Origin of the sequence: Saccharothrix australiensis (assembly GCF_003634935.1) — a bacterium.
Lineage (GTDB): Bacteria > Actinomycetota > Actinomycetes > Mycobacteriales > Pseudonocardiaceae > Actinosynnema > Actinosynnema australiense.
In genome coordinates this window covers 4,419,336-4,442,556 of sequence record NZ_RBXO01000001.1, presented here as the reverse complement: position 1 = coordinate 4,442,556, position 23,221 = coordinate 4,419,336, and the positions used below count along the sequence as shown (strand labels likewise).

The 23,221-nt window shown below is 74.6% G+C and carries 18 protein-coding genes; 7 read left to right on the top strand and 11 right to left on the bottom strand.

Annotated elements, in window-relative coordinates:
• Positions 1-50 precede the first annotated feature (50 nt).
• The 5 genes from C8E97_RS19040 to C8E97_RS19020 all read left to right on the top strand — a co-directional run bounded on the left by C8E97_RS19040 (position 51) and on the right by C8E97_RS19020 (position 6,446).
• On the top strand, positions 51-1,223 hold the full coding sequence (locus C8E97_RS19040) for an acyl-CoA dehydrogenase family protein (RefSeq protein WP_342776235.1): 1,173 nt from the start codon (positions 51-53) through the stop codon (positions 1,221-1,223).
• A 126-nt stretch (positions 1,224-1,349) separates the two neighbouring features.
• Entirely contained in the window at positions 1,350-2,264 is a 915-nt protein-coding gene (locus C8E97_RS19035) for an NAD-dependent epimerase/dehydratase family protein (RefSeq protein WP_121006935.1), read from the top strand.
• A gap of 166 nt (positions 2,265-2,430) precedes the next feature.
• Positions 2,431-3,246: a DUF899 domain-containing protein gene (locus C8E97_RS19030; protein ID WP_121006934.1), complete on the top strand. Its 816-nt coding sequence runs from the start codon at positions 2,431-2,433 to the stop codon at positions 3,244-3,246.
• Between the two features lie 423 nt (positions 3,247-3,669).
• A complete protein-coding gene (locus tag C8E97_RS19025; protein WP_211347256.1) occupies positions 3,670-4,788 on the top strand; it encodes a Gfo/Idh/MocA family protein in 1,119 nt (372 codons plus the stop codon).
• Positions 4,789-5,264: 476 nt separating this feature from the next.
• Positions 5,265-6,446, top strand: coding sequence for an acyl-CoA dehydrogenase family protein (locus C8E97_RS19020; RefSeq protein ID WP_121006932.1), 1,182 nt, complete (start codon positions 5,265-5,267; stop codon positions 6,444-6,446).
• Between the two features lie 165 nt (positions 6,447-6,611).
• On the opposite strand, the gene C8E97_RS19015 is transcribed toward C8E97_RS19020, so the two are convergent.
• The 4 genes from C8E97_RS19015 to C8E97_RS19000 form a co-directional block, all read right to left on the bottom strand.
• Positions 6,612-7,064, bottom strand: coding sequence for an SRPBCC family protein (locus C8E97_RS19015; protein WP_121006931.1), 453 nt, complete (start codon positions 7,062-7,064; stop codon positions 6,612-6,614).
• A gap of 55 nt (positions 7,065-7,119) precedes the next feature.
• Positions 7,120-7,317, bottom strand: coding sequence for an acyl-CoA carboxylase epsilon subunit (locus C8E97_RS19010; protein ID WP_121006930.1), 198 nt, complete (start codon positions 7,315-7,317; stop codon positions 7,120-7,122).
• A 151-nt stretch (positions 7,318-7,468) separates the two neighbouring features.
• Positions 7,469-8,128, bottom strand: a complete 660-nt coding sequence (locus tag C8E97_RS19005; protein ID WP_121006929.1) for a MerR family transcriptional regulator — start codon at positions 8,126-8,128, stop codon at positions 7,469-7,471.
• Between the two features lie 127 nt (positions 8,129-8,255).
• Positions 8,256-9,452, bottom strand: coding sequence for a 4-hydroxybenzoate 3-monooxygenase (locus C8E97_RS19000; RefSeq protein ID WP_246018998.1), 1,197 nt, complete (start codon positions 9,450-9,452; stop codon positions 8,256-8,258).
• A 536-nt stretch (positions 9,453-9,988) separates the two neighbouring features.
• On the opposite strand from C8E97_RS19000, the gene C8E97_RS18995 reads away from it, so the two are divergent.
• Complete coding sequence (locus C8E97_RS18995; RefSeq protein ID WP_121006928.1) at positions 9,989-11,323, top strand: MFS transporter; 1,335 nt, start codon at positions 9,989-9,991, stop codon at positions 11,321-11,323.
• A gap of 193 nt (positions 11,324-11,516) precedes the next feature.
• A complete protein-coding gene (locus C8E97_RS18990) occupies positions 11,517-13,559 on the top strand; it encodes a tetratricopeptide repeat protein (RefSeq protein ID WP_170211907.1) in 2,043 nt (680 codons plus the stop codon).
• 232 nt (positions 13,560-13,791) lie between these two features.
• Here C8E97_RS18990 and C8E97_RS18985 read toward each other — a convergent pair whose 3' ends face one another.
• From C8E97_RS18985 to C8E97_RS18955, 7 genes are all read right to left on the bottom strand, one after another.
• On the bottom strand, positions 13,792-15,423 hold the full coding sequence (locus C8E97_RS18985; protein ID WP_147455172.1) for a hypothetical protein: 1,632 nt from the start codon (positions 15,421-15,423) through the stop codon (positions 13,792-13,794).
• Positions 15,424-16,684: 1,261 nt separating this feature from the next.
• Positions 16,685-17,596, bottom strand: coding sequence for a tetratricopeptide repeat protein (locus tag C8E97_RS18980; RefSeq protein ID WP_121006925.1), 912 nt, complete (start codon positions 17,594-17,596; stop codon positions 16,685-16,687).
• Positions 17,593-20,082 carry an Hsp70 family protein gene (locus tag C8E97_RS18975; protein ID WP_121006924.1) on the bottom strand — a complete coding sequence of 830 codons (2,490 nt, stop codon included), beginning with the start codon at positions 20,080-20,082 and terminating at the stop codon, positions 17,593-17,595. The genes C8E97_RS18980 and C8E97_RS18975 overlap by 4 nt, the downstream gene beginning before the upstream one ends.
• Positions 20,075-20,698, bottom strand: coding sequence for a hypothetical protein (locus C8E97_RS18970; protein WP_211347072.1), 624 nt, complete (start codon positions 20,696-20,698; stop codon positions 20,075-20,077). Before C8E97_RS18970 ends, C8E97_RS18975 begins: the two co-directional genes overlap by 8 nt.
• Positions 20,695-21,768 carry a serine/threonine-protein kinase gene (locus C8E97_RS18965; RefSeq protein ID WP_121011874.1) on the bottom strand — a complete coding sequence of 358 codons (1,074 nt, stop codon included), beginning with the start codon at positions 21,766-21,768 and terminating at the stop codon, positions 20,695-20,697. The genes C8E97_RS18970 and C8E97_RS18965 overlap by 4 nt, the downstream gene beginning before the upstream one ends.
• A complete protein-coding gene (locus tag C8E97_RS18960) occupies positions 21,765-22,439 on the bottom strand; it encodes a PP2C family protein-serine/threonine phosphatase (protein WP_121006923.1) in 675 nt (224 codons plus the stop codon). Before C8E97_RS18960 ends, C8E97_RS18965 begins: the two co-directional genes overlap by 4 nt.
• A complete protein-coding gene (locus C8E97_RS18955) occupies positions 22,436-23,182 on the bottom strand; it encodes an FHA domain-containing protein (protein WP_170211906.1) in 747 nt (248 codons plus the stop codon). Before C8E97_RS18955 ends, C8E97_RS18960 begins: the two co-directional genes overlap by 4 nt.
• Positions 23,183-23,221: the final 39 nt, after the last annotated feature.

Below are 23,221 nucleotides of genomic sequence, written 5' to 3'. Positions count from 1 at the left end.
CGGCCGTTGTTCATACGTCTAGGAGAGCGAAGGAAACGATGGTGTCGACGGTGGATGGTTTGACGCGAGAGCAACTCGTGAGTCGCGTGTCCGAGCTGGTGCCGGTGCTCCGCGAGAAGTCGGCGTGGATGGAGGAGAACCGCCGCCTGCACCCCGAGGCGATCGACCTGCTCGCCGAGGCGGGCCTGTTCAAGTTGCGCCGGCCCCGGCGGTACGGCGGGTACGAGGTCGACACCCGGACGCTGGTGGACATCGGCGCGCAGCTGGCGCGCGCGGACGGTTCGCTGTCCTGGACGATCGGCGTGTACTGGACGCCCACCTACATCACGGGCATGTTCCCGGACGAGGCGCAGGACGAGGTGTTCGCGACCGAGGACGTGCGGGTGTCGGGTTCGAGCACCCCGAGCGTGATGGCCGCGCCGGTGGACGGCGGGGTGATCCTGAACGGGCCGTCGAAGTTCGCCACGGGCGCGCTGCACGCGCACTGGCAGGAGGTGGCGGCGATCCTGCTGCGGCCGGACGCGGAGCCGGAGCCGATCATGGCGCTGGTGCCGATGACGGACCTGGAGCTGGTGGACGACTGGCACACGTCCGGCCTGAAGGCGACCGGCAGCATCACGACGCTGGCGAAGGACGTGTTCGTGCCGCAGCACCGGGTCATCCCGATGCACGCGGCGATGATCCCGCAGACGCTGTCGAAGGCGAACGCGGAGTCGATCATGTACCGGACGCCGACGTCGCTGGTGGCGGCGGCGTCCGGCGCGGGCACCCCGGTGGGGCTGGCCGAGGCCGCGTTCGAGGTGTTCCTGGAGCGGCTGCCCGACCGGAAGATCACCTACACGAACTACGAGAAGCAGAGCGAGGCGCCGATCACCCACACGCAGGTCGGCACGGCGCGGTTGAAGATCGACGCGGCGTGGTTCCACGCGGAGCGGTGCGCCAAGGTGGTGGACGAGAAGTGCGCCAGCGGTGAGCCGTGGAAGCTGGAGGAGCGCACCCAGGTCCGGGTGGACTGGGGCCAGGCGGCGAAGCTGTCCAAGGAGGCCGTGGACATCCTGTTCTCGGCCAGCGGCGGCTCGGCGATCTTCCAGAACACGCCGCTGCCCCGGATCGTCAACGACATCAACGCGGTGAACCTGCACGCGCTGATCAACCCGGACACGAACATCGAGACCTACGGTCGGGTCCTGTGCGGTCTGGAGCCCAACACGGTCTACATCTGACCGGCGTCGGAAGGGTGTTCGGGTCACGACCCGGACACCCTTTTCGCGTGTGCGCGCGACGGGCGCGTGCCGGATCGGTGGTGCCGAGGACATCGGTGGTGCCGAGGACGAGGAGAGGAGTACGGCATGAAGGTGTTCGTCACCGGGGCGAGCGGCTACATCGGGGGCGTGGTCGTGGAGCACCTGCTCGCGGCCGGCCACGAGGTTGCGGCGCTGGCCCGTTCGGAGGGCGCGGCGGCGCGCGTGGGCGCGCTGGGCGCGCGTGCGGTCCGCGGTGGTCTCGCCGACTTGGGCGTGCTGCGCGAGGCGGCGGCCGGGTCGGACGCGGTGGTGCACGCGGCGGTGGACTACCTGGAGCCGGCGATGCGGGAGGTGGAGGAGCCGGCGCTGGAGGCCATGCTGGGCGCGTTGGACGGCGGCCGGGGTTTCGTCTACGCGAGCACGGCGCTGGTGTACCCGGACACCGCCGGCGGGCCGCCGACCGAGGACGCGGAGCTGGACGAGGCGTCGCCGCAGTTGTTCAAGCTGCTCGGTGAGCGGCAGGTGCTCGCGGCGAGCGGTGTGACCGCGACGGTCCTGCGGGGCGGGTTGGTGTACGGGCGGGGTGGTTCGGCGTTGGTGACGGGCATGATCGGGGCGTCGAGGGCGCTGGGCGCCGCGCCTTACGTCGGCGAGGGGGCGAACCTGTGGTCGACGATCCACGTCGACGACCTCGCCCGCCTGTACGTGGCGGTGCTGGAGAAGCAGGTGGGGGGCGTGTACAACGCTTCGTCGCACACCCGGTTGCGGATGCGCGAGCTGGCGGAGCGGATCGCGCTGGTGACCGGGGCGGACCCGCGTCCGCTGTCCCGAGAGGCCGCGGCGGGGGCGTTCGGCCCGCTGGTGGCGGTGCTGGAACGCGGGATCACGCTCGACCCGACGCGTGCGGAGGAGACGTTCGGCTGGCAGGCGCGGGAGAGAGGTCTGCTGGACGACTTGAGTAGCGGGTCTTATCGGGATGTGTTGAGTGGCCCTCCTCCGGAGGGCGGCTCGGCTGCCTGAAAGTCGGTGGCTCGTGAGGGGAGAGAGGAGGGGTAGGGCCGCTTGCGGTGGGCGATTGGTTTGCTACCGTACGTGTGGTTGCGGAATGCAAGCGGATGTTGGTGGGCTCGGCTGGGTGTCCGGAGTGGTCGGCGTCCGGCCGGGCCGGACGAGACGAGGAAGCGACATGTCCGACCCGGAGGTCACGACCCGTGAGCAGTGGCTGGTGGCGCGGCGGGAGCTGCTCGCGCGGGAGAAGGAGCTGACCCGGCACCGCGACGAGGTCAACGCCGCTCGGCGCGCGTTGCCGATGGTCGAGATCACGAAGGACTACGCCTTCGACGGTCCGGGTGGCCGGGTGGGCCTGCTGGACCTGTTCGAGGGTCGTGGCCAGCTCGTGGTGTACCACGTGATGTACGGGCCCGACGACGACGGCGCGTGCCCGGCGTGCTCGTTCTGGATCGACAACGTGGGCCACCTCAGCCACCTGCACGCGCGTGACACGACGTTCGCGGCGATCTCGCGCGCGCCGCTGGAGAAGCTGGAGCGCTACCGGCGGCGGATGGGTTGGCAGGTGCCCTGGTACTCGTCGTACGGCAGCGATTTCAACTACGACTTCCACGTGACCCTGGACGCGTCGGTCACGCCGATCGAGTACAACTTCAAGGACTACGACCAGCTCGTGGCCGAGGAACCCCGCTGGCGGGGGTGGTCGGGCGAGGAGCAGGGCATCAGCGCGTTCCTGCGCCGGGGCGACCGCGTGTTCCACACCTACTCGTGCTACTCGCGCGGTATCGACCTGCTCAACGGCACCTACAACTGGCTGGACCTGACCGCGCGCGGCCGGCAGGAGGACTGGGAGCAGCCGCCCGGTCGCGGTCACGACCCGTTCATGGGCTGGTTGCGCCGGCACGACGAGTACCGGCCCGAGGAGCTGCGCGGCGAGACCGCGGGGCGTCCGGTGGAGGCCCGGCCGTCGGGCCACCACTGCCACGGAGGGTGAGGCCGACGCCGTAGGGGCCGCGCCCCGCGCGCCGAGCACGTGACCGACGTGCTCGGCGCTTCGTCGTGCGCGGTGCCGTGCGGGTGACGGCCGGCCTCGGAGCGTCGGGTCGTCCGGCCGGCGGGGTAGTGAGCACTCTGGAAGATGCTCCCGCGACGTGGCTCTTCCAGACTCTGTACGGCGATGACCCGCGGGAAGCGGTCGGAGCCGCGGTCACGATCCCGATCGTCGGGACCACCGGCTCCCGCCGGCCCCCGGTGGTCGCGGAGCCCGCCGCGCGACCGGCACGGCCGGCCGGCCGCGCGCCGCCGAGGTCGTCCCCGCCCCGGGGTCCGGCACGAAGGAGAACGCGGGCAGGCACCGGCCGTCCGGGTTCCGACGCGAAAGGGATTCACCGTGGACAACGCAGAGCTGCGGATCGGGATGGTCGGCTACGCCTTCATGGGCGCGGCGCACTCCCAGGCGTGGCGGACGGTGAACCGGGTCTTCGACCTCCCGGTGCGCGCCCGCATGGTGGCGGTCTGCGGGCGCGACGGCGCGAAGGCCGCCGCCGCGGCGGACCGCCTGGGCTGGGAGGGGCACATGACCGACTGGCGGGCCCTGGTGGCCCGCGACGACATCGACGTCGTGGACGTGTGCACGCCCGGTGACAGCCACGCCGAGATCGCCACCGCCGCGCTCGCCGCCGGCAAGCACGTCCTGTGCGAGAAGCCGCTGTCCAACACCGTGGACGAGGCCCGCGCGATGACCACCGCCGCGGCGCACGCGAGTTCGGCGGGCGTGCGGTCGGCGTGCGGCTACAACTACCGCCGGGTGCCCGCCGTCGCGCTGATGCGCGAGCTGATCGCCGACGGGCGGCTCGGCGCGATTCGGCACGTGCGGGCGGCGTACCTCCAGGACTGGATCACCGATCCGGGGTTCCCGCTGGTGTGGCGGCTCCAGCGGGAGCGGGCCGGTTCCGGCGCGCTCGGCGACATCGGCTCGCACATCATCGACCTGACCCAGTACGTGACCGGGCAGCGCATCACCGGCGTGAGCGCGCTGACCGAGACGTTCGTGCGCGAGCGCCCGCGGCTCGACGGCCCCGGCGCCGGACCGGTCACCGTGGACGACGCGGCGCTGTTCACGGCCCGGCTCGACGGCGGCGCGGTCGCGACCTACGAGGCGACGCGGTTCGCCACCGGACGCCGCAACGCCCTCCGGGTCGAGGTCAACGGCTCGCTCGGGTCGCTCGCGTTCGACCTGGAGCGCCTCAACGAGCTGGAGTTCCACGACGCCACCGCACCGGCGCGCGAGGGCGGTTTCCGCCGCGTCCTGGTGACCGAGCCGGACCACCCGTACATGTCCGCGTGGTGGCTGCCCGGCTGCGTCATCGGCTACGAGCACAGCTTCACCCACGAGGTCCGCGACTTCATGGCCGCCGTGGCCGCCGGCGAGGACCCGACGCCGTCGTTCGCCGACGCGCTCCAGGTGCAGCTCGTGCTCGACGCCGTCGAGCGCTCCGCGCGCCTCGACTCGTCCTGGACCAAGGTGGAGAGCTGAGCGGAGCACCTCGGTGATCCTCGCGGCGCCGTGAACCGGTAGCGCGCGAAACCCCGCGGCGGCGCGGCTCGGCGGCGGCGCGGCATCGCGTGAACCGCCACGAACCTCGAACCCCTTGCGGTGTCACGCCCTCGGCGGCACCGCGATCCCGAAACCCCTGTGGCTCAACGTCCCCCGTGCGGCCCAGGGGATCGTGCACCCCGTCGCGGTCCACCCCCTGGCCGCGGCGGGGTGCACGACGGGACGACGTCGACGTGTCGATCCACTGTGGACCTCCGTGTCGCCGATGCGCCCGGAACCCCGTGCGGCGGCACGTCCGCAGAGGGCACGTTGGGAAAAGCGGCGGCGGGCCCCTCGGTGCCACGATCGGACTGCGCGGGCCACCGAGGAGTCGAGTGAGTCCTCCGACCACCCGGTCGACCGACAAGCACCCCGAGCCCCGGCCGCGGGCCGGGCGGACACGTTACGGAGCGCATATGAACACCAGTGCCGCACCCTCGCGGGCGGAACTCATCGGCCGGGCGGCGGACTTGGCCCCCCTGTTCGGCAAGAACGCGATCTGGCAGGAGGAGAACCGCATCCTGCACGACGACACGGTCGCGGCCCTCACCGACGCCGGTCTGCTGAGGATGACCCTCCCGGCCAGGTACGGCGGCTACGAGGTGGACACCACCACGCTGGTCGACGTGCTGTCGGAGCTGGCCAAGGGCGACGGCGCGACCGGCTGGGTCGCCACGGTGTGGTCGATCAGCACCTGGCTCACCGGCCTGTTCCCGGACGAGGTGCAGGACGAGGTGTTCGCCTCGGGTGACGTCCGGATCAGCGGCACCTTCGGCCCGACGGCCGTCGGCGTGCCCGCGCCCGGCGGCATCGTGCTCAACGGCAAGTGGGTGTTCAACACCGGCGCCCGGCAGAGCGGCTGGAACGCGCACGCCGCGGTGCTCGCCGCCGAGGGCGAGGAGCCGCAGCCGGTGATGGTCATGCTGCCGATGGCGGACCTGGAGATCATCGACGACTGGCACACCTCGGGGATGCGCGGCACGGGCAGCGTCACCACCGTGGCCAAGGACGTGTTCGTCCCGTCCGCGCGCATCCTGCCGATGGTGCCGGTCCTCCAGGAGGGGCGGCACCTGTCGAAGCTGAACGCGGAGACCCGGCTGTGGAACGTGCCGTTCATGCCGTGGGCGTGCGCGGTCGTGTGCGCGACCCCGTACGGCCTGGCACGGGCCGCGGACACGGCGTTCATGGAGCGCCTGCCCACGCGCAAGATCACCTACACCGACTACGAGCACCAGGCCGACGCGCCGCTCACCCACCTCCAGGTGGCCAAGGCGTCGCTGCGGATCGACGAGGCGGGCTTCCACGTGCACCGCGCGGCGGAGCTGGTGGACACCAAGGCGCCCGGTGAGCCGTGGTCGGTCAAGGAGCGCGTCCAGGTCCGCCTGGACATGGGCGCGGCCTGCCTGCGGGCCAAGGAGGCCGTCGACATCCTCAACAACGCGAGCGGCGGGTCGTCGGTGCACAACACCGTGCCGATCCAGCGCATCGCGCGCGACATCCAGACCTCCAGCCTGCACTCGATCATGCACCCGGACACGAACCTGGAGCTGTTCGGGCGGGTCGCCTGTGGACTGGAGCCGAACACGCAGTTCCTCTGACGGTCGCGCCGGCCGCGCCCGCGGCCGGTCGCGTCGAGCGGGGACGGGGGCACCCCGGCCGGTCCGACCCGGCCGGGGTGCTCGGGCGAGCGGGTGGACGACCGGCCGGGGCGTTCGTGCGGGAGGGTGGCGCGGTGGCCGTGCGCGCCGGGGGGCGGCCTCCGGTCACAGCTCCCCGCGCGGGTTGGGCTTGCCCGCGCCGGTGGCGATCAGGTTGCGCAGGCTGTCGTTGACGTAGAAGCCCCACGCGGTGGAGCAGACCTCGAAGCACTCGTGCGCCGGGAGCAGGCCGTGGTGGGTGAAGCGGACCTCGGTCCCGCCCTCGGCCTCCCCGATGGTGAAGCTGATCGTGGTGCCCGTCCACTCGGTCTGGTCCTCGGTGAACTCGAAGTGGTTGTCCACCACCACCCAGGAGACCCGGCGGTCGGGCACGGTCTCGGTCACCCGGATGCGGCAGTGGTGCACGTCGCCGTAGCGGTAGGTGAACTCCGCGCCCGCCTGGTCGGTTCGGCCCTCGACGTCCTCGGACCACCACCCCCGGACGTCGGTGATGGCGGCGAAGGCGTCGCCCGGCGTCCCGTCCACCACGAACGCGGTGGTGAATCCCTGCTCGGTCATGATCTCCTCGGCTTCCCTGTGACGGACTGGGTCTCGCGGGTCGGGGCGGGGTCGCTCAGCGCGTCGCCCGGCCCGACCAAGTGCGGCGCGGTGCGTGCCAGGAACCCGCGCGCCACGCCGGTACGGGCCGGGGCGGGACCGGGTCCGCCGGCCGGGTGGACAGGCGGAGGGCGGTCACGAGCGCGGCCACGAGCGCGGCCACGTCCGCCGCGTCCGGGTTGCCGCGGAGGACGATGATCGCGGGAGCGGACATGGCACCTCGGTTCCGGTGGTGGGTGGTCGGGGCTGGCGGCACGGCTTCTCCCGGTGGTGTCGTGAGTCGGGGTGGTCGCGGCCACGAGCGGTCGCGAGGTGAGGGGCCGGAAGTCGTCGCGGGGGAAGGGACCCGGTGGCGTCGGCACGGGTCAGCCGACCTCGTCGGCGCGCCCGAACACCCGGCGGGACGCGTCGTCCTGCGCCAGGCGGCGCAGGGCGGTGACGGCGGCGTCGCCCAGCACGGTGCCGACCACCACGTCCTCGACCCGCTCTTCAGCGCCGCCGCCGCCGTCGGCGAGCGAACGGACGGCGAGCGACTCCATCTCGACGGCGGCCAGCCCCTCGCACGCGACGGCGTACTTGTCCACCACGGCGGGGAAGCCCTCGTGCCCCAACCGCTCGGCGGTGGCCAGCACGTCGGCCAGCGCCCGCGCGGCGGGGTGGTCGGGGCCCACCGCCCAGCCGCGCCGGGTGATCAGCCGCGCCACCTCGACGTCCGCCCACCCGCTCAGCGGGTCGTCCGCGCCACCCGGCGGCGCGGACGGCTGCCGCCGCACCCGGCCGAGCAGCGCGGGCACGGCGGCCACCGGCGCGTCGACGGCCCGCAGCACCTCGCGGACGGCGGCGATCGACAGGCCGCCCACCTCGACCAGCGCCCGCACCAGCCGCAGGCGGCGTTCGTGGGTCTCGTCGTAGCCCGCCTGGTTGCGGCCGGTGCGCGTGCCGGGGGACAGCAGGCCCTCGCGCAGGTAGAACTTGATCGTCGGCACGCTCACGCCGGACCGCCGGCTCAACTCCGCGATGCGCACGGGCCTCAGGGTGCCCGCCCGGCGCGGTCGCGGGCATCTCGCAGCGTGCCCGGTTTCCGGCCCCTCCGGTCGCCGCCGTCGACCGGAGGGGCGACGGCCGGCGGCGTGGGTGCGGGACCGGGTCGGCCTACGCCGTGCCCGCCATCAACTCCGCGAACGCCCGTGCGGCGGACGGCGAGGTGAAGATCCGGTCCAGGCGCGCCCGCGCCAGCCGCCACCGGAAGGGGCCGGCGGTGGCCTCGTCCGCGCCGTGGAACACCACGTCGGACAGCCACCGGGAGAACTCCTGGTCGTTCCACACCCGGCGCAGGCAGGTGGCGGAGTACGCGCGCAGCGGCCCGTCGTCGCCGTCGCGCACGGCGGCGACCAGCGCCCGCGCCAGCACGTCGGCGTCGGCGATCGCGAGGTTCATGCCCTTGCCGCCCATCGGGGGCACGATGTGCGCGGCGTCGCCGACGAGGTGCAGCCTGCCGTAGGACATCGGGTCGACCACGACGCTGCGCGCGTCGATGACCGCCTTCTCCACGACGGGCCCGTCGGGCAGGTCGTCGTCGGCCAGCCGCAACCGCAACTGCCGCCACACCCGCTCGTCGGTCCACCCGTCCAGGTCGTCGCCCGGCGCGCACTGGAGGTAGAACCGGCTCGCCGCGGGCCCGCGCCCGAAGTGCGCGGCGAACCCGTGCCGGCTCAACGCCATCAGCGGGTGGCGCGGCGGCGGGGAGTCGGTCAGCACCGTGAACCAGCGGAAGTCGTCGGTGTGCCGGTGGGTGGTGAGCGCCCCCGGCGGGACGGCGGCCCGGCTGACGCCGTGGAACCCGTCGCACCCGGCGACGTGCCGGGCGTCGATCCGGCGCTCGACGCCGCCCGCGTCGCGGTAGGTGACGTGCGGTCGGTCGCCGTCGAGGTCGTGCAGGGCGACGTCGGCCGCCGAGAAGCGCAGGTCGCCGCCCGCGTCGAGGAACGCGGAGATCAGCCGCCGCACCAGGAGCTGCTGCGGTATCAGGCGACCGGTCCGCCCGCCGGTGTGCGCGTCGGCGTCGAACAGCCGCGACACGCCGTCCACCCGGAACTCCAGCACCGTCGACCGGGGCGCGCCCGCCAGCAACCGGTCGCCCAGCGCCGACCGCGCGTAGACCTGCTCGGCGGCGAAGTCGAGCACACCCGCCCGTTGACGCCGCTCCACGTGGTCGCGGGTGTGCCGTTCGAGCACCACGCACCCGATGCCGGCCTCGAGCAGCAAATTTGCCACCGTCAGCCCCGCCACCCCCGCGCCGACGACCACCACGGCCACCGCTTCCGCGCCCGTCCCGCCCACCGCGACCACCCGCCCTCCCGAACCCGCGCGGCCCCGCCGCACCTGTCCGACCGGTTCTACCCCGTGCGGCACGTGCCGCACCGGAGTTCGCCGGTCTCCGCACGCGCCGAGGTGCCCGGTTCACTGGTTCCGCGCCGCAGTAGGTGACTTCGCCGGTCTCCGCACGCGCCGCGGCACGGGACTTTGCCGGTCTCGCACGCGCTGCGGCACGGGAGTTCGCCGGTCTCCGCACGTTCCGCGGCACTGGACTTCGCCGGTCTCGCACGCGCCGCCGCGCCGGGGTTCACCGTTTCGGATCGCGCCGCCCCGCCCGCACGACCGGTCCCCACCGTTGACGCTCTCAGCATCCGCGCCCGCGAATGTCGTACCCCTGTGCTGGGATGACTCCCAGGGGTGCACCGTCAGGGGGTACGCCTGCGCAGCCCTTCCCGCCCGGCGGGCCAAGACGCCGGGCGGGCCTTGCCGACCTTGACGCTGCGCGGGAAAGCGCCCTAACGTTGCCCGGACCGAACACGTGCGTTCGCTTTTCGGACTGCGGAGGGGTGATGTCGACCGACACGCCGACATCGGCCCCGTCGCGCGGTCGGTTCGCGCGCATCGTCGCGGCGAGCGTGGCCGGCACGACCATCGAGTTTTACGACTTCTTCCTCTACGGCACGGCCGCCGCGCTGGTGTTCGACAAGGTCTTCTTCCCGAGCACCAACCCGCTCAACGGCGTGCTGCTGGCCCTGGTGACCTACGCCGTCGGGTTCCTGGCGCGACCGCTCGGCGGCGTGCTGTTCGGCCACCTCGGCGACCGGGTGGGCCGCCGCCGCACGCTGTCGCTCAGCCTCGTCGTGATGGGCGGCGCGACGGTCGCCATCGGCCTGATCCCGTCCTACGCCGCCATCGGCGTCGCCGCGCCGATCCTGCTGACGGCCCTGCGGCTGGTCCAAGGGCTGGCGCTGGGCGGCGAGTGGGGCGGCGCGGTGCTGCTGGTCGCCGAGCACGGCTCGGCGGCGCGGCGCGGGTTCTGGAGCAGCTGGCCGCAGACCGGCGGCCCGCTGGGCAACATGCTCGCCACCGGCGTGCTGGCGCTGCTCGGCCTCGGCGTGGCCGACGACGAGTTCGTGGCGTGGGGCTGGCGCATCCCGTTCCTGCTGTCGGCGGTGCTCGTGGTGATCGGGATCTGGCTGCGGCACGCCGTGGAGGAATCGCCGGTCTTCCTGGCCGCGCGCGAGTCCGCCGAGCGGGAGCCCGCCCGGCCCCCGATCGCGACCGTGCTGCGCCACCACCGCAAGCAGGTCCTCATCGCCGCGCTGGCGAACGTGGGCGAGAAGGCGACCTACTACACGTTCAGCATCTTCCTGATCTCCTACCTGACGCGGATCGTGGAACTTCCGAAGGGCACGGCGCTGAGCGCGATCACGATCGCCTCCGTCTTCCAGGTGGTCGCGATACCGGGCGGCGGGCTGCTCGCGGACCGGTTCGGGCGGCGCTGGTGCACCATCGCGGTGTCCGTGCTCGTCGCGGTCTGGGCACTGGTCGGCCTGCCGCTGGTGGACGGCGGCCGGTTCGGGGTCGTCACCGCCGTGGTGGTCGTCGGGCTCACCCTGCACGGCCTGATGACGGGCGCGCAGTCGGCGTTCTTCGCCGAGCTGTTCCCCAGCGAGGTCCGCTACACCGGCGCGTCGCTGGGCTACCAGGCGGCGACCGTCGTCGGCGGCTCGCTCGCGCCGATCATCGGAGTGGCGCTGCTGCAACGGTTCCCGTCGACGGTCCCGGTCGCGCTGTTCCTCTGCGCGATGATCGCGTGCACGGTGGTCGCGTTCCTGTGGGCGGGTGAGACGAGCCGGCGCGACCTCCACGACATCGGGCGGCGCGCGCCGGCGCGGGGTTGAACGGGCGGCACGGCACCGCGTCCGGTGGTGGGCCGACCATCGGGTGAAGGTCCGCCCCGCCGCGCGGAGCGCCCTCCGGTGCGCGGTCGCATGGCGTAACGTGGCCCCTCGATCACCGACGGCGGAGTGCGGGGCGCGGATGGGGCAGCCGGATTCGAGTCGGCCTCGGCGGGAAGCCGATGTCCACAACCAGGTGGCCGGTGTCGACGGCGTCGTGGTGCAGGCCGCTTCGATCGGCGGCGACGTGGTGGTCAACCAGCCCGCCGCCCCGCCGCCCGAGCGGCCCGACCAGCTGCCGCCGCCCGCCGCGGTGTTCGTCGACCGGGCGCCGCAGTTCGAGGTGCTGGACCGGGTGTCCGCCGACGGCGCGGCGGGCGGCCGGGTCGCCGTGGTCGTCGGCCTGGCGGGCGTCGGCAAGAGCGCGCTGGTCACCACCTGGGGAGCGCGGCGCGGCGAGCGGTTCCCCGACGGCCGCCTCTACGTCGACTTCACGGCCCTGCGCACCCCCGACGGCACGGCCGTCGCCGACGGGCTGGCCGAGTGCCTGCGGTCGCTGGGCGTGCGCGAGGAGCACATCCCGCCGACCTTCGCCGGGCGGACGGCGCTGTACCGCACGAAGATGGCGGCCGGGCGACGCCTGGTGGTGCTGGACGACGTCACCGAACCCGCGCACGTGCGCCCGTTCCTGACCTCGTCGCCCGGCTGCGTGGTGGTGGCGACCAGCAACGAGCGGCAGGTGGAGCTGGCGCTGGACGGCGCGGCCGAGGTGGCGGTGCGCCCGCTGGACCCGCCGGACGCCGTCCGCGTGCTCGACGCCCTGTGCCCCGATGGCCGGGTGGCGGCCGACCCGGCGAGCGCCGCGGCACTGGCCCGCCTGTGCGCGGGGCTGCCGGTCGCGCTGCGGGTCGTCGCCGGGCGGCTGCTCGGCCGGCCGTTCCTCACGCCCGCCGCGCTGGTCGAGCAGCTGGCGGACGACGCGCGGCGGCTCGACGCGCTCGCACTGGGAGGGGAACGCGTGGTGTCCGCCGTGTTCGACAACGCCTACCGCGCCCTGGACCCGGCCGCCGCCGCGCTGTACCGGCGGCTGGGGCTGCTGCCGCTGCACGACTTCCCGCGCGAGGTGGTCGACCTCGTCGCCGACCGCGCCGACGGGCCGCTGGACGCGCTGGTGCGCGCGCACCTGCTGGACGAGGTCGCGCCGGACCGGTTCGCGTTCCACGGCCTGGTGGCGCTGCACGCCCGCGGCCTGGGCGAGCGGGAGGCCGCCGGGGAGGCCGCCGGGCTGCTGTCCGCCGTGCTGGCGCACTACGAGGAGCGGGTGCGCCACGCCGACCAGGCCGTCATGGGCGACCGCCTGCGGATCGGCGGCCCGCCGCCGCCGACCGCGTCGCCCTTCACCGACCGGGGCCGGGCGCTGGCCTGGCTGGTGGCCGAGCGGGCGAACCTGTCGGCACTGGTCCGCGCGGCGGCGTCGAACGGGCACGACCGGGTGGCGTGGCGGCTGGCGGAGGCGCTGACCGCGCTCTACCTCAACCGCCGCTACCTGGACGACTGGATCGAGTCCGCCGACCTCGGCGCGCGGGCGGCCCGCCGGGACGGCCGCGCGGACGCCGAGGCGCGGCTGCGCAGCGTGGTGTCCCGCGCCTACGCCGACTCGGGCCGGCTGGACCGGGCGGGCGAGGAGCTGCGCGTGGCGCGCGAGCTGGTCGAGCGGTCCGCCAACCCGGTGCTCGTGGCGTCGGTCTGGGAGTTCACCGGGCGGTACCTGGACCTGGTCGACCCGCCGGCGGCCGTCGCCGCCTACGAGCGAGCGCTGGAGATCAACCGGGGCGCGGGCGAGCGGCGCGGCGCCGCGCTGGCGACGTTCTTCCTGGGCGGCTCCCTGCACCGGGCGGGCGAGCACGGCGCGGCGCTGCGGGCGTTGACCGGGGCGCACGCCGAGTTCGAGGCGATCGGCGACACCCGGATGGCAGGCCGTGCGCTGATCGCGCTGGGCGCGCTGCGCGCGGACACCGGCGAGCCGGCGACCGCGCGGCACGACCTGGAGGCGGCGGTCGCGGTGTTCCGGGAGTCCGGGGCCGCGCACTACGAGGCGCAGGCGCTGGTGGTGCTCGCCGACGTCCTGGAGGCGCTGGGCGAGGCCGGCGCGGCGCGGGAGCACCTGCGGCGCGCGGTGGTGCTGCGCGAGGCGGCCGGCGCGGACGCGTCGGACCTGCGGTCCAGAGTGGGCGGTTGACGCGCCGGGCCGCTCCTGGAGCGCACGCCCGGACCTCGACCGACGCCGGTCCGGGGATCGCGATCCCCGGACCGCAACCGCGAGCCGTGAGGCGCGGGCCGCAGGGCCTGATCCGCGATCGTGACACGTGAGGCGTGAGTCGTGAGGCGCGAGTCTTGAAGCGTGAGTCGTGAGGCGTGACACGTGAGGCGCGAGTCTTGAGGCGCGGATCGTGAGGCTCGGCGGCCTCCGGTCAGGCGCGCTCGACGGTGACCCGACCGGTGCGGTCGCCGGTCCGCAGCGCGAACGAACCGGGCACCTCGCGGCCGTGCGCCAGCAGCGTGTACAGCGCCGAGGTCAGCAACCCGGTGTCCCGCAACGGCTCCGGCGCGGACAGCGTGAAACCGCCCACGCCGCGCACCACAACCGCGCACCCGGTCGGTGTCGCGTGCCCGGCCGCCCGGCAGCCGGGGAGGGCGTCGAGGGTGCGCGCCTGCCAGGCCGCGGCCTCCTCCGGCGGGCCGTCCGCGCGCACCACCGCCGCCGCGTCGGAGAACCGCCGCACGTCGCGCTCGCGGGCGTCGACCACGACGTGCCCGACTTCCTCGTCCCCGGCGCGCACCCCGGCCGCGAACGGGTGCCTGCGCAGCTCGACCACCCCGTCGCGGACGGTTCCCAGCACCCGCAGGCTGTGCAGCGCGGGCACCGGGTGCGGCGGGTCGGCGGCGGGGTCGGACACCGGCTGCCCCGGCGGTTCCGGCAGGCCCAGCGCGGCGTAGCACCAGGCGCGCAGCAGCCGCAGCGACCGGCCGGGCGCGGCGAACACCTCGTCCGCGGGCAGCAGGCCGGGCAGCCCGTCCGAGACCGCGCGGTCGACCTGCGCCCGCAGGTCACGCGCCCGGTCGAGCCGGGGCGCCTTGCGCCCGAGGTCGGCCATCGCGGTGCCGGCCACCACCTCGTCGCCGAACGCGCCCAGCAGCAGCGGAACACCCGTCGTGGCGGCGTAGGCGCTCAACGAGCCGTGGTCGCCGACCACCAGGTCCGCGGCGACCATCGCGGCGTGCCACCCCGCGGCCGGTTCGACCAGCAGCAGCCCGGCCCGCAGCGCGGTGTCCAGGACCCGGCGCAGCTGCCAGCCGCCCTCCCACGTCCACACGTTGGGGTGGGCGACGAGCGCGACGCGGTACTCGTCCACCGGCAGCGCGCTCACCAGGTCCGTGAGCAGGCCGGGGTCGACGCCCAGCAGCGACTGCGGCCCCCAGGTGGACGTGACCAGGACGAGGCGCTGCCGCCCGGTGAGCCCGAGCGCGGCGCGGTAGCGGGACCGCAGCGGCGCGCCCGCGAGCAGCAGGTCGTAGCTGGTGTCACCGCCCAGGACGGTGCGACCCACGGTGTCCGGGCTCAGCGCGGCCAACTGCCGCTCGTGGGCGGGGTGCGTGACCAGCATCCGCACCCGGCCGCCGCGCAGCACCTCCGGGTCGACCACGCCCGACACCCTGGTCGCCGCGCTGTCCACGTCGGGCACGTGCTTGTGGAACCCCACGCCGTGCGGGATCACCAGCATCGGCACCGGCGCGCGGGTGGTCAGGTCGAGCTTCTCGGACGCCGAGAGCACCAGGTCGCAGTCGAGGTCGGGCACGTCGCCCCACCGGACGACCCTGGCGGGCAGCCCGCCGATCAGCTCGGCCACGCCGGCCGAGTAGCGGGACCGCTCGTCGACCGCGAACGCCACCCGCACCCGGTGGTCGCCCGCGAACACGGGCAGCGCCTCCAGCAGCCGGATCGCGGAGGTGAGGGTGCGGGCGACCGCCAACACCGTGGACCGCGCCCGGAAGGTGCCCCACCGCGCCGCGTCCGACGGCGACCCGGCGCGCTCACCGCCCATGAACCGCACCGGCCCACCGCACCGGCCCGCGCGCCCCCGGCTCCCGACGAACCCGGAAGGCGTGGTGAGCGCCGGCGACGGCGCCACCCGACCTCCGTGGTCCGCACACGACCGGAATCATAGTCAAGTCCACCCGGAGGGCCAGGCTCGCCGCCGCGCCGGCCGACGGCGGCCTCGACCAGCCGGTCCACCTGGCCACACCCGACGGCCGCGTCGGCGAGGACCCGCCGGCGGGGTGGCGGGTGCGAGCGGTCGCCGGGTGACCCGCGTCGCTCCTCGTCCTGCTGCCCCCGCCTCGCACACCCTTGGCGCCACTGGGTTTCGTCGGTGTGAGTCCGGCTCGGCAACGCCCGCGTGACGGTGCTCCGACGGTGTCGGCCCGCCTCGGGACCGGCGCCGTCGGAGCAGGTCGGGCTACGCCGCCCGGTCGTCCGCCGCGCCGCCGGGCGTGCCGGGCGTCGGGTCAGCGCGTGCGGGGCGGTCGAGGGGGCTGCTGTCGCCCCGGTGGCGGGCAGGACGGCGGCCGGCGGGCAGTGCAGCGCCGGTCCGACCCCTCGGCCGACGCCGGGTCGTCGCGCGGATCATCGCGCGGCTCGTCGCCCCGAACGCCTGTGCGGTCGGACTCACCCGGTCGTGCCCGTGCGGCTGCTGGCGGCGGGGTCGCGGACGGCTCTAAGCTCAACAGTTGTTCCTCCGAACGGTCTTCTGGTTGCCAGGCCAGGATTGTGGACGGGACACCCGCGGTCCCCTGTTTCCGGCAGGGGGCCGCTTTTTTCTTCGTGCGCCGTGTGATGTCGGCGTCGTGGCAAGGATGCCGGACCGCGCGATCCGTAGTCCCCCTCCAGCGGACTTCGTGCGCCGAGCAGCGCGCAGGGCGCGCCGAGCGGCGTAGGCCATTCGGTCCAGCCGATCGTGTGATCACCCACCTATTCCGGGCGCTGCCGGACACCCTCGGATTCACGTGCGGGAAAGGCGTGGGGTGTCAATGTCGATACTTCACTCGATCGTGTGCAAATGCTCGAAAATGCGTCACAAAGCGCCCCGAAAAGTGCGGAGTTTTACCGCCGGTAAAGATCACCGGTGTCCCGGTCGGCCCGCTCCTGCACGCCGTTCGGCGCACCACCGACCGTTGATCCTTTCCGGCGCTCCGCTCGTCGCGGTCCCGCGGCGCGGCCGGCCGCCGTCCCACCGGCACCGCGAGGCGACGCGACGGCGCGCCACACCGCGTCGCGCCGTCGCACCCTCGGGAACCCGCCGGCCGTCAGCCGACGGGGCGCAGGACCAGCGTCACGGTGCGGTTGCGCGGCGCGTCGGGGAACGGCCCCTCCGACTGGTCCGCCGTCGTCAGCGTGAACGCCGTCAGCGGCAGGCCGCCGCCCTCCGCCAGCGCCTGCGCCGCCGCCTGGGCGCGCCACAGCGCCACGGTGGAACCGCCGCTGGTGCGCCCGCCCGGCACCGCGACCACGTGCCCCACCACGGTCGCCGCCGCGCGCACGCCAGCCAGCCGCCTGCCGACCTCCGCCAGCAACGGCCACGAGCCCGGCGCGAACTCCGCGTCCGCCGAGAACAGGCCGCTGTCGAAGACCAGCCGCACGTCCTCGGCCCGGCGCTCCGCGCGCACACCCGGCAGCGCGAAGGCCGCCGCCAGCGCGTCGAGGTCGCGCGCCAGCCGGTCGGCCGCCTCCTCCCTGGCGTGCTCCGCCGCGGCGAGCTGCTGCGCGAGCCACTGCTGCTCGTCGATCCGGTCGTCCCCGGCGTCCGCCGACGCCACCGGTGGCGGGGAGGCCCGGTCGGGCACGCCCGCGACCACCGCGCCCACCAGCGCCACGCCCACGACCGCCGCGGTGGCGGCGACCGCCCGGCCCGCCGTGAGCAGCGGCCGGGCGCGGTGGCCCGACGCGATCCGCGCGATGGTGTCGCGCCCCGCGCGGGCGCGCGAGTCGTCCGGGGACAGCCGCAGGACCCGCACCCAGCAGGCGTCCGCCGCCGCCAGGTCGCCCTGCTGGGCGTGCACGCGGGCGCGCAGGTCCAGGGAGTCGGCGGTGGACCCGCCGGCGGCGTCCAGCTCGTCCAGCAGCCGGGCCGCCCGGTCGAGGTCGCCCGCGCGGGCGGCGGTGTGGGCGCGGTCGAGCGTCAGGTGCCTGCTCAGCGCCGCGTGCAGCGACTCGGTCATGCCTTCCTCAACCCGATCACCTTGTCCTGCTCCTCCTGCGGCAGCAGCCTGATCAGCCGCTGGTTCACCGCGTCCAGCGCCCGCGCGTCCCGCGCCGCCAGCGCCCGGTTGCCCTCGCGGACCAGCCCCGAGGCGGCGGTGGAGGGCGGCACCATGCTCTGCAGGCCGTAGAACAGCTTCACCGGCCAGTCCGGGCCCCGCCGCTCCAGCTCGACCAGGAACACGCCGACCCGGTCGATCTGCGCCCGCACGGCGACCGCGTCCCGCGCGTCGATGGCCTCCTGCGCGCGGCGGCGCAGCTCGCCGAGCTCCTGGCGGTCGGCGGGCGTCCCGCCCTGGTCCGCCAGGCCCTGCGCCTCGTCGAGCATGGCGTGCAGCTGGTGGACCAGCGCGGGCAGCTCCAGCGCCTCCTCGATGTCGTCCAGCTCCGCGTTCAGCTCCCGCAGGCGCTCCTCCGCCGACGCCGCCGCGCCGGTGTCGACCTTGGCCGCGTCGACCTGGTCGCGGGCGACCTGCACGGCGCTCTCGTCGTCGAGCTTGTCCAGGCGCTGCTGGGCCTCCACCGAGGACGAGGTGGTTGCCCGGTCGCGCAGCGAGGACAGCCTGGCCTCGGCCTCGCCGAGCTGCGCCCGCAGCGCGGGCGGCGCGACGGTGCGGACGTCGTCCAGGCTGATCTCGGCCTCGAACTGCGCGTCCACCAGCGGCACGTCCGCGACCACGGTCACCACGCTCGACGCGTCCACGTCGAAGGTGACCTCCACGTCGGTGCCCGCGGGCAGGTCGATCCGCACGTCGCGCGGCCGGATCTCCACCACGCCGACCAGGCGGTTGCGGTCGGCCCTGGTGCGCTCGCCCTGCACGACCGGGATGCGCACCACCGCGTCGGCGTCGTCGCGGCGCAGCACGCCGCTGGTGCGGTACACCTCGCGGACCCGCGTGGGCAGCGTCGCGCCCTTGCGCAGCATCGGCGCGAAGGCGCGGTCGGCCAGCTGGATGCCCAGCGAGTGCGCGAGCCGCACGCCGCCGAACTCCACGTCCCGGTGCGTGATCGACAGCGTGTCCGGCGTGAGCGCGCGCCGCGTGCCCGTGCCGTCGGTCAGCTCGACGGTGAAGCGGGAGGTCCGGTGGGCGTCGACGTCCACGTCGGTCACGAAGGCACCCTCGGCGTTCGGCTTGAGCTGGGCGGACCGGAACGGCGGCTGCCCGTCCGGGTTGCTCAGCGTCACCGAGAACTCCGTCCAGTCCACGGGTTCGGCGCTGATCAGCCGCCCGCCGACGGTCGGCGTGGTCGTGGTGACGCTGGGGTCGTAGGACAACTCGGCGACGAACTCGCCGGGCGCGGCGGTGGCCGACCTCGACCGCGGCCGGCGGATCGTGCTCGCGAAGACCGCCGCGCCGCGCGCCACGACCGTGGTCGGGTCGAGGCTGGTGTCGAGCCGGATGCCGATGCCCTCGCGCGGGTCGGCCAACCGCTCGCGCAGGCCGGGCGCGAGCGTGACGCCGCCGACCAGCACCAGCCGGTCGACGTCGGCCACGTCGAGCGCGGCCTCCGCCAGCGCCGCCCGGCACAGCTTGATCGCCCTGGCGTAGAACGGTTCGGCGACCGCGTCCAGCTCGTCGCGGCGCAGGTTGTACTCGAAGGTCTCCACGCCGCCGCGCCCGTCGGACAGGTCGGCCAGGACGTCGGCGACGCCGGTCCGCGACAGCTGGATCTTCGCCTCCTCCGCCCGGCGCTTGAGCACGGCGAAGTTCGTGCGCCACGCGGGGTTGTCGCGGTGGAAGTCGCGCAGCCCGAGCTCGCGGCCCACCGCGGGCGCCAGCACCCGGTCGACCAGCGCCCAGTCGATCAGCTTGCCGCCCAGGTAGGAGTCGCCGGCGTGGTTGAGCACCCGGAGGTCGCCGTCGCGCTTGCTGACCACGGCGGCGTCGAACGTGCCGCCGCCGAAGTCGAACACCATCCAGTAGCCGCGGTCGGCCGAGTCCCGGAAGCCGTAGGCGAAGGCCGCCGCCGTCGGTTCCTGCACCAGCGGGCAGGCCGGGTCGAAGCCGGCCAGCGCGGCGGCCTCGGTGGTCGCCTTGTTCTGGTTGAGCGTGAACGCGGCCGGCACGGTGATCACCGCGAAGTCCGGCGGTACGCCGTTGCCGCGGTGGTGGGTGGCGTCCGCGCGCAGGGACTTGAGCACCTCGGCGGACAGTTGCTGCGGCGTCAGCTCCCGGCCCGCGCCCGCGAACGCGCGCCGGGCGTCGGCCAGCCCCATCTCCAGCTTGAACTCCGCCGCGGAGTTGTCCGGGTCGGTCTCGACCCGCTCGTACGCGCGCCTGCCCACGTGGAGCACGTCGGGCTTGGGCATCCAGACCGCCGAAGGCGTGATGTCCCAGCCGTCGTTGTTCTTGATGGTCACGATGTCGCCGCCCTCGACCACCGCGATGGCGCTGTTGGTGGTGCCGAGGTCGATGCCGTAGTCGATGGTGTCGCTGTCACTCATGGTGGTCCCCCGTCTGGTCACCCGGCTGGGCGGGTGGGCCCTGGTCGTCGGCGGGCGGGCCGGCGACGATCACCTGGCCCATCTGGATGCGCCTGCCGTGCAGGTAGACCGTCGGTCGCACGGTCTCCAGGACGACCTCGGCGGTCAGCGTCGGATCGGTCTCGAACACCAGCACCTCGATCGAGCGGCCCGAGTGGAACGGGTCGCCGTCGTGGTCCTGGATGACGACCCCCGCGTCGGCGAGCGCGTCGCGTGAGGTGGTCAGCAGGCGGCCGGCCTGCCGGTCGCGCGCGGTGGACGCCTCGCCGGCGCGGGTGAGCCTGCGCTGCGCCCGCCACAGGTGCGTGGCGGCGTCGGCGAGCAGCTTCTCGTCCAGCGGTTCCGCACCCGCCGCGCGGGCGGGCTCGGGCGTGGCAGGGGTGTGGGCCGAGGGCTCGGGCGTCGAGGGGGCACGGGGGGTCACCGGGTGCTCGTCCGCCGGGGTTTCCCGGACCCGCGCGAGCAGCCGCGCCACCTGCTCGCGCAGGTCCTCGTCCGCGACCGGCGGCGGGATGCGGAACGCCCGGTGGTGGCGGCGCTGCCGCAGCTCCGCGCGCAGCTTGGCGAATCGGCTCACATCATCACTCCTCGGCGCCACAGGATGAGCGTGTGCAGGTGCTGTTCGCGGAGGCGGGGCGACAGGTTCACCGCTTCCTCCAGCAGGTCCGCGGCCCGGCCCAGCTCGCCCGGCACCCGGTGCAGCGCGAGCGCCTCCTCGGCCAGCCGCCGCGCGCGCTCGCCCGGCGGCCTGGCGGCGGCGACCGGGCCGGCGCGGGCGACGCCGGGCGGCTCGGCCCCGATCCGCTCCTGCCGCGCGCGCAGCGCCTCGCCCAGCACCAGGGCCGTGGCCGGGCGGTTCGCCGGGTCGACCTCCAGCGCGGCCAGGACGATCCGGTCCAGCTCGCGGTCGACCGTCTCGTTGTAGCTGCTCGGCGGGAGCAGCCGGTTGTTGAACCGCGCGAGCGAGTAGGACTCGAACGGCGTGCCGTTGTCGAACGGGATGTGGTTGGTGAGCAACACGTACGCGATCGTGCCGACCGACCACACGTCGCCGGCGCACGAGTAGCCGTCGTTGCGCAGCACCTCCGGCGCCATGAACGCGTACGTGCCCTGCGCGCTGGCCATCTGGGTGAACGGGTCCGCGCGCTTGGCCAGGCCGAAGTCGCCGACCCGCACCCGCATCCCCGCGCCGTCGTAGCCGACCAGGACGTTGGCGAGGGTCAGGTCCCGGTGCACGATCGGCGGGTCCTGGTCGTGCGCCACCGCGAGACCGGCCGCGATCTGGGTCATCACCTCGGACACCAGGTCCGTCGGCACCGCGGGCCGGTGCGCGGCGGCGAGCCGTTCGAGGTTGCCGCCGGGCACGTACTCCATCGTGAAGAACCCGCGCCGCCCCTCGGGCGTCCACACGGTGCTGGCCTCGAAGAACCGGATGATGTTGGGGTGGCCCAGGGTGGACAGCAGCCGGGCCTCGCCGAGCATGGCGCGGGTCTCCTCCCTGGAGGCGACCTTCTTGAACAGCTTCATCGCCTGCCAGCCCAGGTACTCGTGCCGCACCCGGTGCACCTCGGCGAACGCGCCCTCGCCGAGCAGGCGGTCCACGACCAGTGTGTCGCTGACCCGGTCGCCCGCGTTGAGCAGCGTCATCCCGACCACCCCGCGCCGATCTCCACCGCGATCACCGAGATGTCGTCCACCGCGCCGCCGCGGGCGGCGGCGTCCACCAGCCGGGCGCACGCGGACTCCAGCCCGCCGGCGGAGGTCAGCAGCACACCGAGCGCGTGGTCGTCCACGCTGTTGGTGAGGCCGTCCGTGCACAGCAGGACGCGGTCGCCGGCCGCCAGCTCGTGCACCGAGACACCGGGGACGACCGCGCCGGGCATCCCCACGAACCGGGTCAGGTGGCCGTCCGAGGCGTGGTCCTCGGTGAGCCGGCGGACGCGCCCGTCGCGCGCCAGGTAGACGCGGCTGTCGCCCAGGTGCGCCACCAGCGCCCGCCCGCCGCGCACCAGCACCAGCGCGATCGCCGCGCCGGTCGTGCCCGGCCCGGTCCGCGCGCCGGCCCGCACGCGCTCGTTCAGCTCCGCCAGCACCTCGGTGACGCGGCGCGTCGCGTCCGGCCCGTCCGAGGCCGCCGCCCGCGCGCACGCACCGCGCGGGAGCAGGTCGACCACCGCCTGGGCGGTGGCGGCGGCGTCCGCCAGCCCGCCCATGCCGTCCACCACCAGGAACGTGCCGCTGTCCGGGTGGGCGACCAAGCGGTCCTGGTTCTCGTCGTGCAGCCGGCCCGTGCGGGTCCGCGTGGCGCACCGGATCACGGCGGATCACCCGCGAGCACGTTGAGCCGGTAGCCGATGCCGGTGATCGTCTCCAGGATGCGCGGGTTCGACGGGTCGGCCTCGACGCAGCGCCGCACGGCGCGCACGACGCCCGCGATGTCCATCCGGTTGTAGGAGCGGTGGGGCGCCCACTCCTCGCGCGCGCCCCACAGCGCGGTGATCAGCTCGGCGTGGTCGCACGCCACGGCCGCGCCGCCGCCGCTGCGCCCGGCCATGTAGCGCAGCAGTTGGTGCCCCTGCGGGCGCAGCCCGCTGATCGGCGTCTCACCGCCGTTCTCGCACCGGTAGGCCCGCGCGGCGACCCAGTCGTAGCGCAGGCACGGCCCGGTGTGGCGGACCTCCGCGGCGGACCCGAACGGCGCCGGTCGCGTGGTGTGCGGGTCGAGGAAGGTCAGCTCCCAGTACAGGGGGCTGCCGTCGGGGTCCATGTCGCCGAGGATGAGCAGGGTGTCGCCGTGCTGGACGCGCTTGCGGCCCTGGAGCCGCTCGGTGACGTCGCCGTGCCGGAGCAGCGTGCCGTTGACGCTGGCGTTGTCGGTCACCGACCACATGCCCTCGGTGAAGTCCAGCGTGCAGTGCAGGCGGCCGACCCACCGCTGCGGGTCCGGCCCGAGCACCACGTCCGGGACGTGGTCGGGCGCGGTGCGCCCGATGGTGATCGGACCTCCGTCCAGCTCGACGCCGTGCCGCACGCCCTCCGGCGAACTGATGCGCAGCGTCATCGCCCGAACCATCACACCGGACTCCTCTCCCGCGTCGAC

Bases quoted from the DNA above. Each gene is read 5' to 3' on its own strand.
- C8E97_RS19035 (WP_121006935.1), top strand. From the start codon at position 1,350: ATGAAGGTGTTCGTCACCGGGGCGAGCGGCTACATCGGGGGCGTGGTC.
- C8E97_RS19030 (WP_121006934.1), top strand. From the start codon at position 2,431: ATGTCCGACCCGGAGGTCACGACCCGTGAGCAGTGGCTGGTGGCGCGG.
- C8E97_RS19025 (WP_211347256.1), top strand. From the start codon at position 3,670: ATGGTCGGCTACGCCTTCATGGGCGCGGCGCACTCCCAGGCGTGGCGG.
- C8E97_RS19020 (WP_121006932.1), top strand. From the start codon at position 5,265: ATGAACACCAGTGCCGCACCCTCGCGGGCGGAACTCATCGGCCGGGCG.
- C8E97_RS19015 (WP_121006931.1), bottom strand. From the start codon at position 7,064: ATGACCGAGCAGGGATTCACCACCGCGTTCGTGGTGGACGGGACGCCG.
- C8E97_RS19010 (WP_121006930.1), bottom strand. From the start codon at position 7,317: ATGTCCGCTCCCGCGATCATCGTCCTCCGCGGCAACCCGGACGCGGCG.
- C8E97_RS18995 (WP_121006928.1), top strand. From the start codon at position 9,989: ATGTCGACCGACACGCCGACATCGGCCCCGTCGCGCGGTCGGTTCGCG.
- C8E97_RS18985 (WP_147455172.1), bottom strand. From the start codon at position 15,423: ATGGGCGGTGAGCGCGCCGGGTCGCCGTCGGACGCGGCGCGGTGGGGC.
- C8E97_RS18980 (WP_121006925.1), bottom strand. From the start codon at position 17,596: ATGACCGAGTCGCTGCACGCGGCGCTGAGCAGGCACCTGACGCTCGAC.
- C8E97_RS18975 (WP_121006924.1), bottom strand. From the start codon at position 20,082: ATGAGTGACAGCGACACCATCGACTACGGCATCGACCTCGGCACCACC.
- C8E97_RS18965 (WP_121011874.1), bottom strand. From the start codon at position 21,768: ATGACGCTGCTCAACGCGGGCGACCGGGTCAGCGACACACTGGTCGTG.
- C8E97_RS18955 (WP_170211906.1), bottom strand. From the start codon at position 23,182: ATGACGCTGCGCATCAGTTCGCCGGAGGGCGTGCGGCACGGCGTCGAG.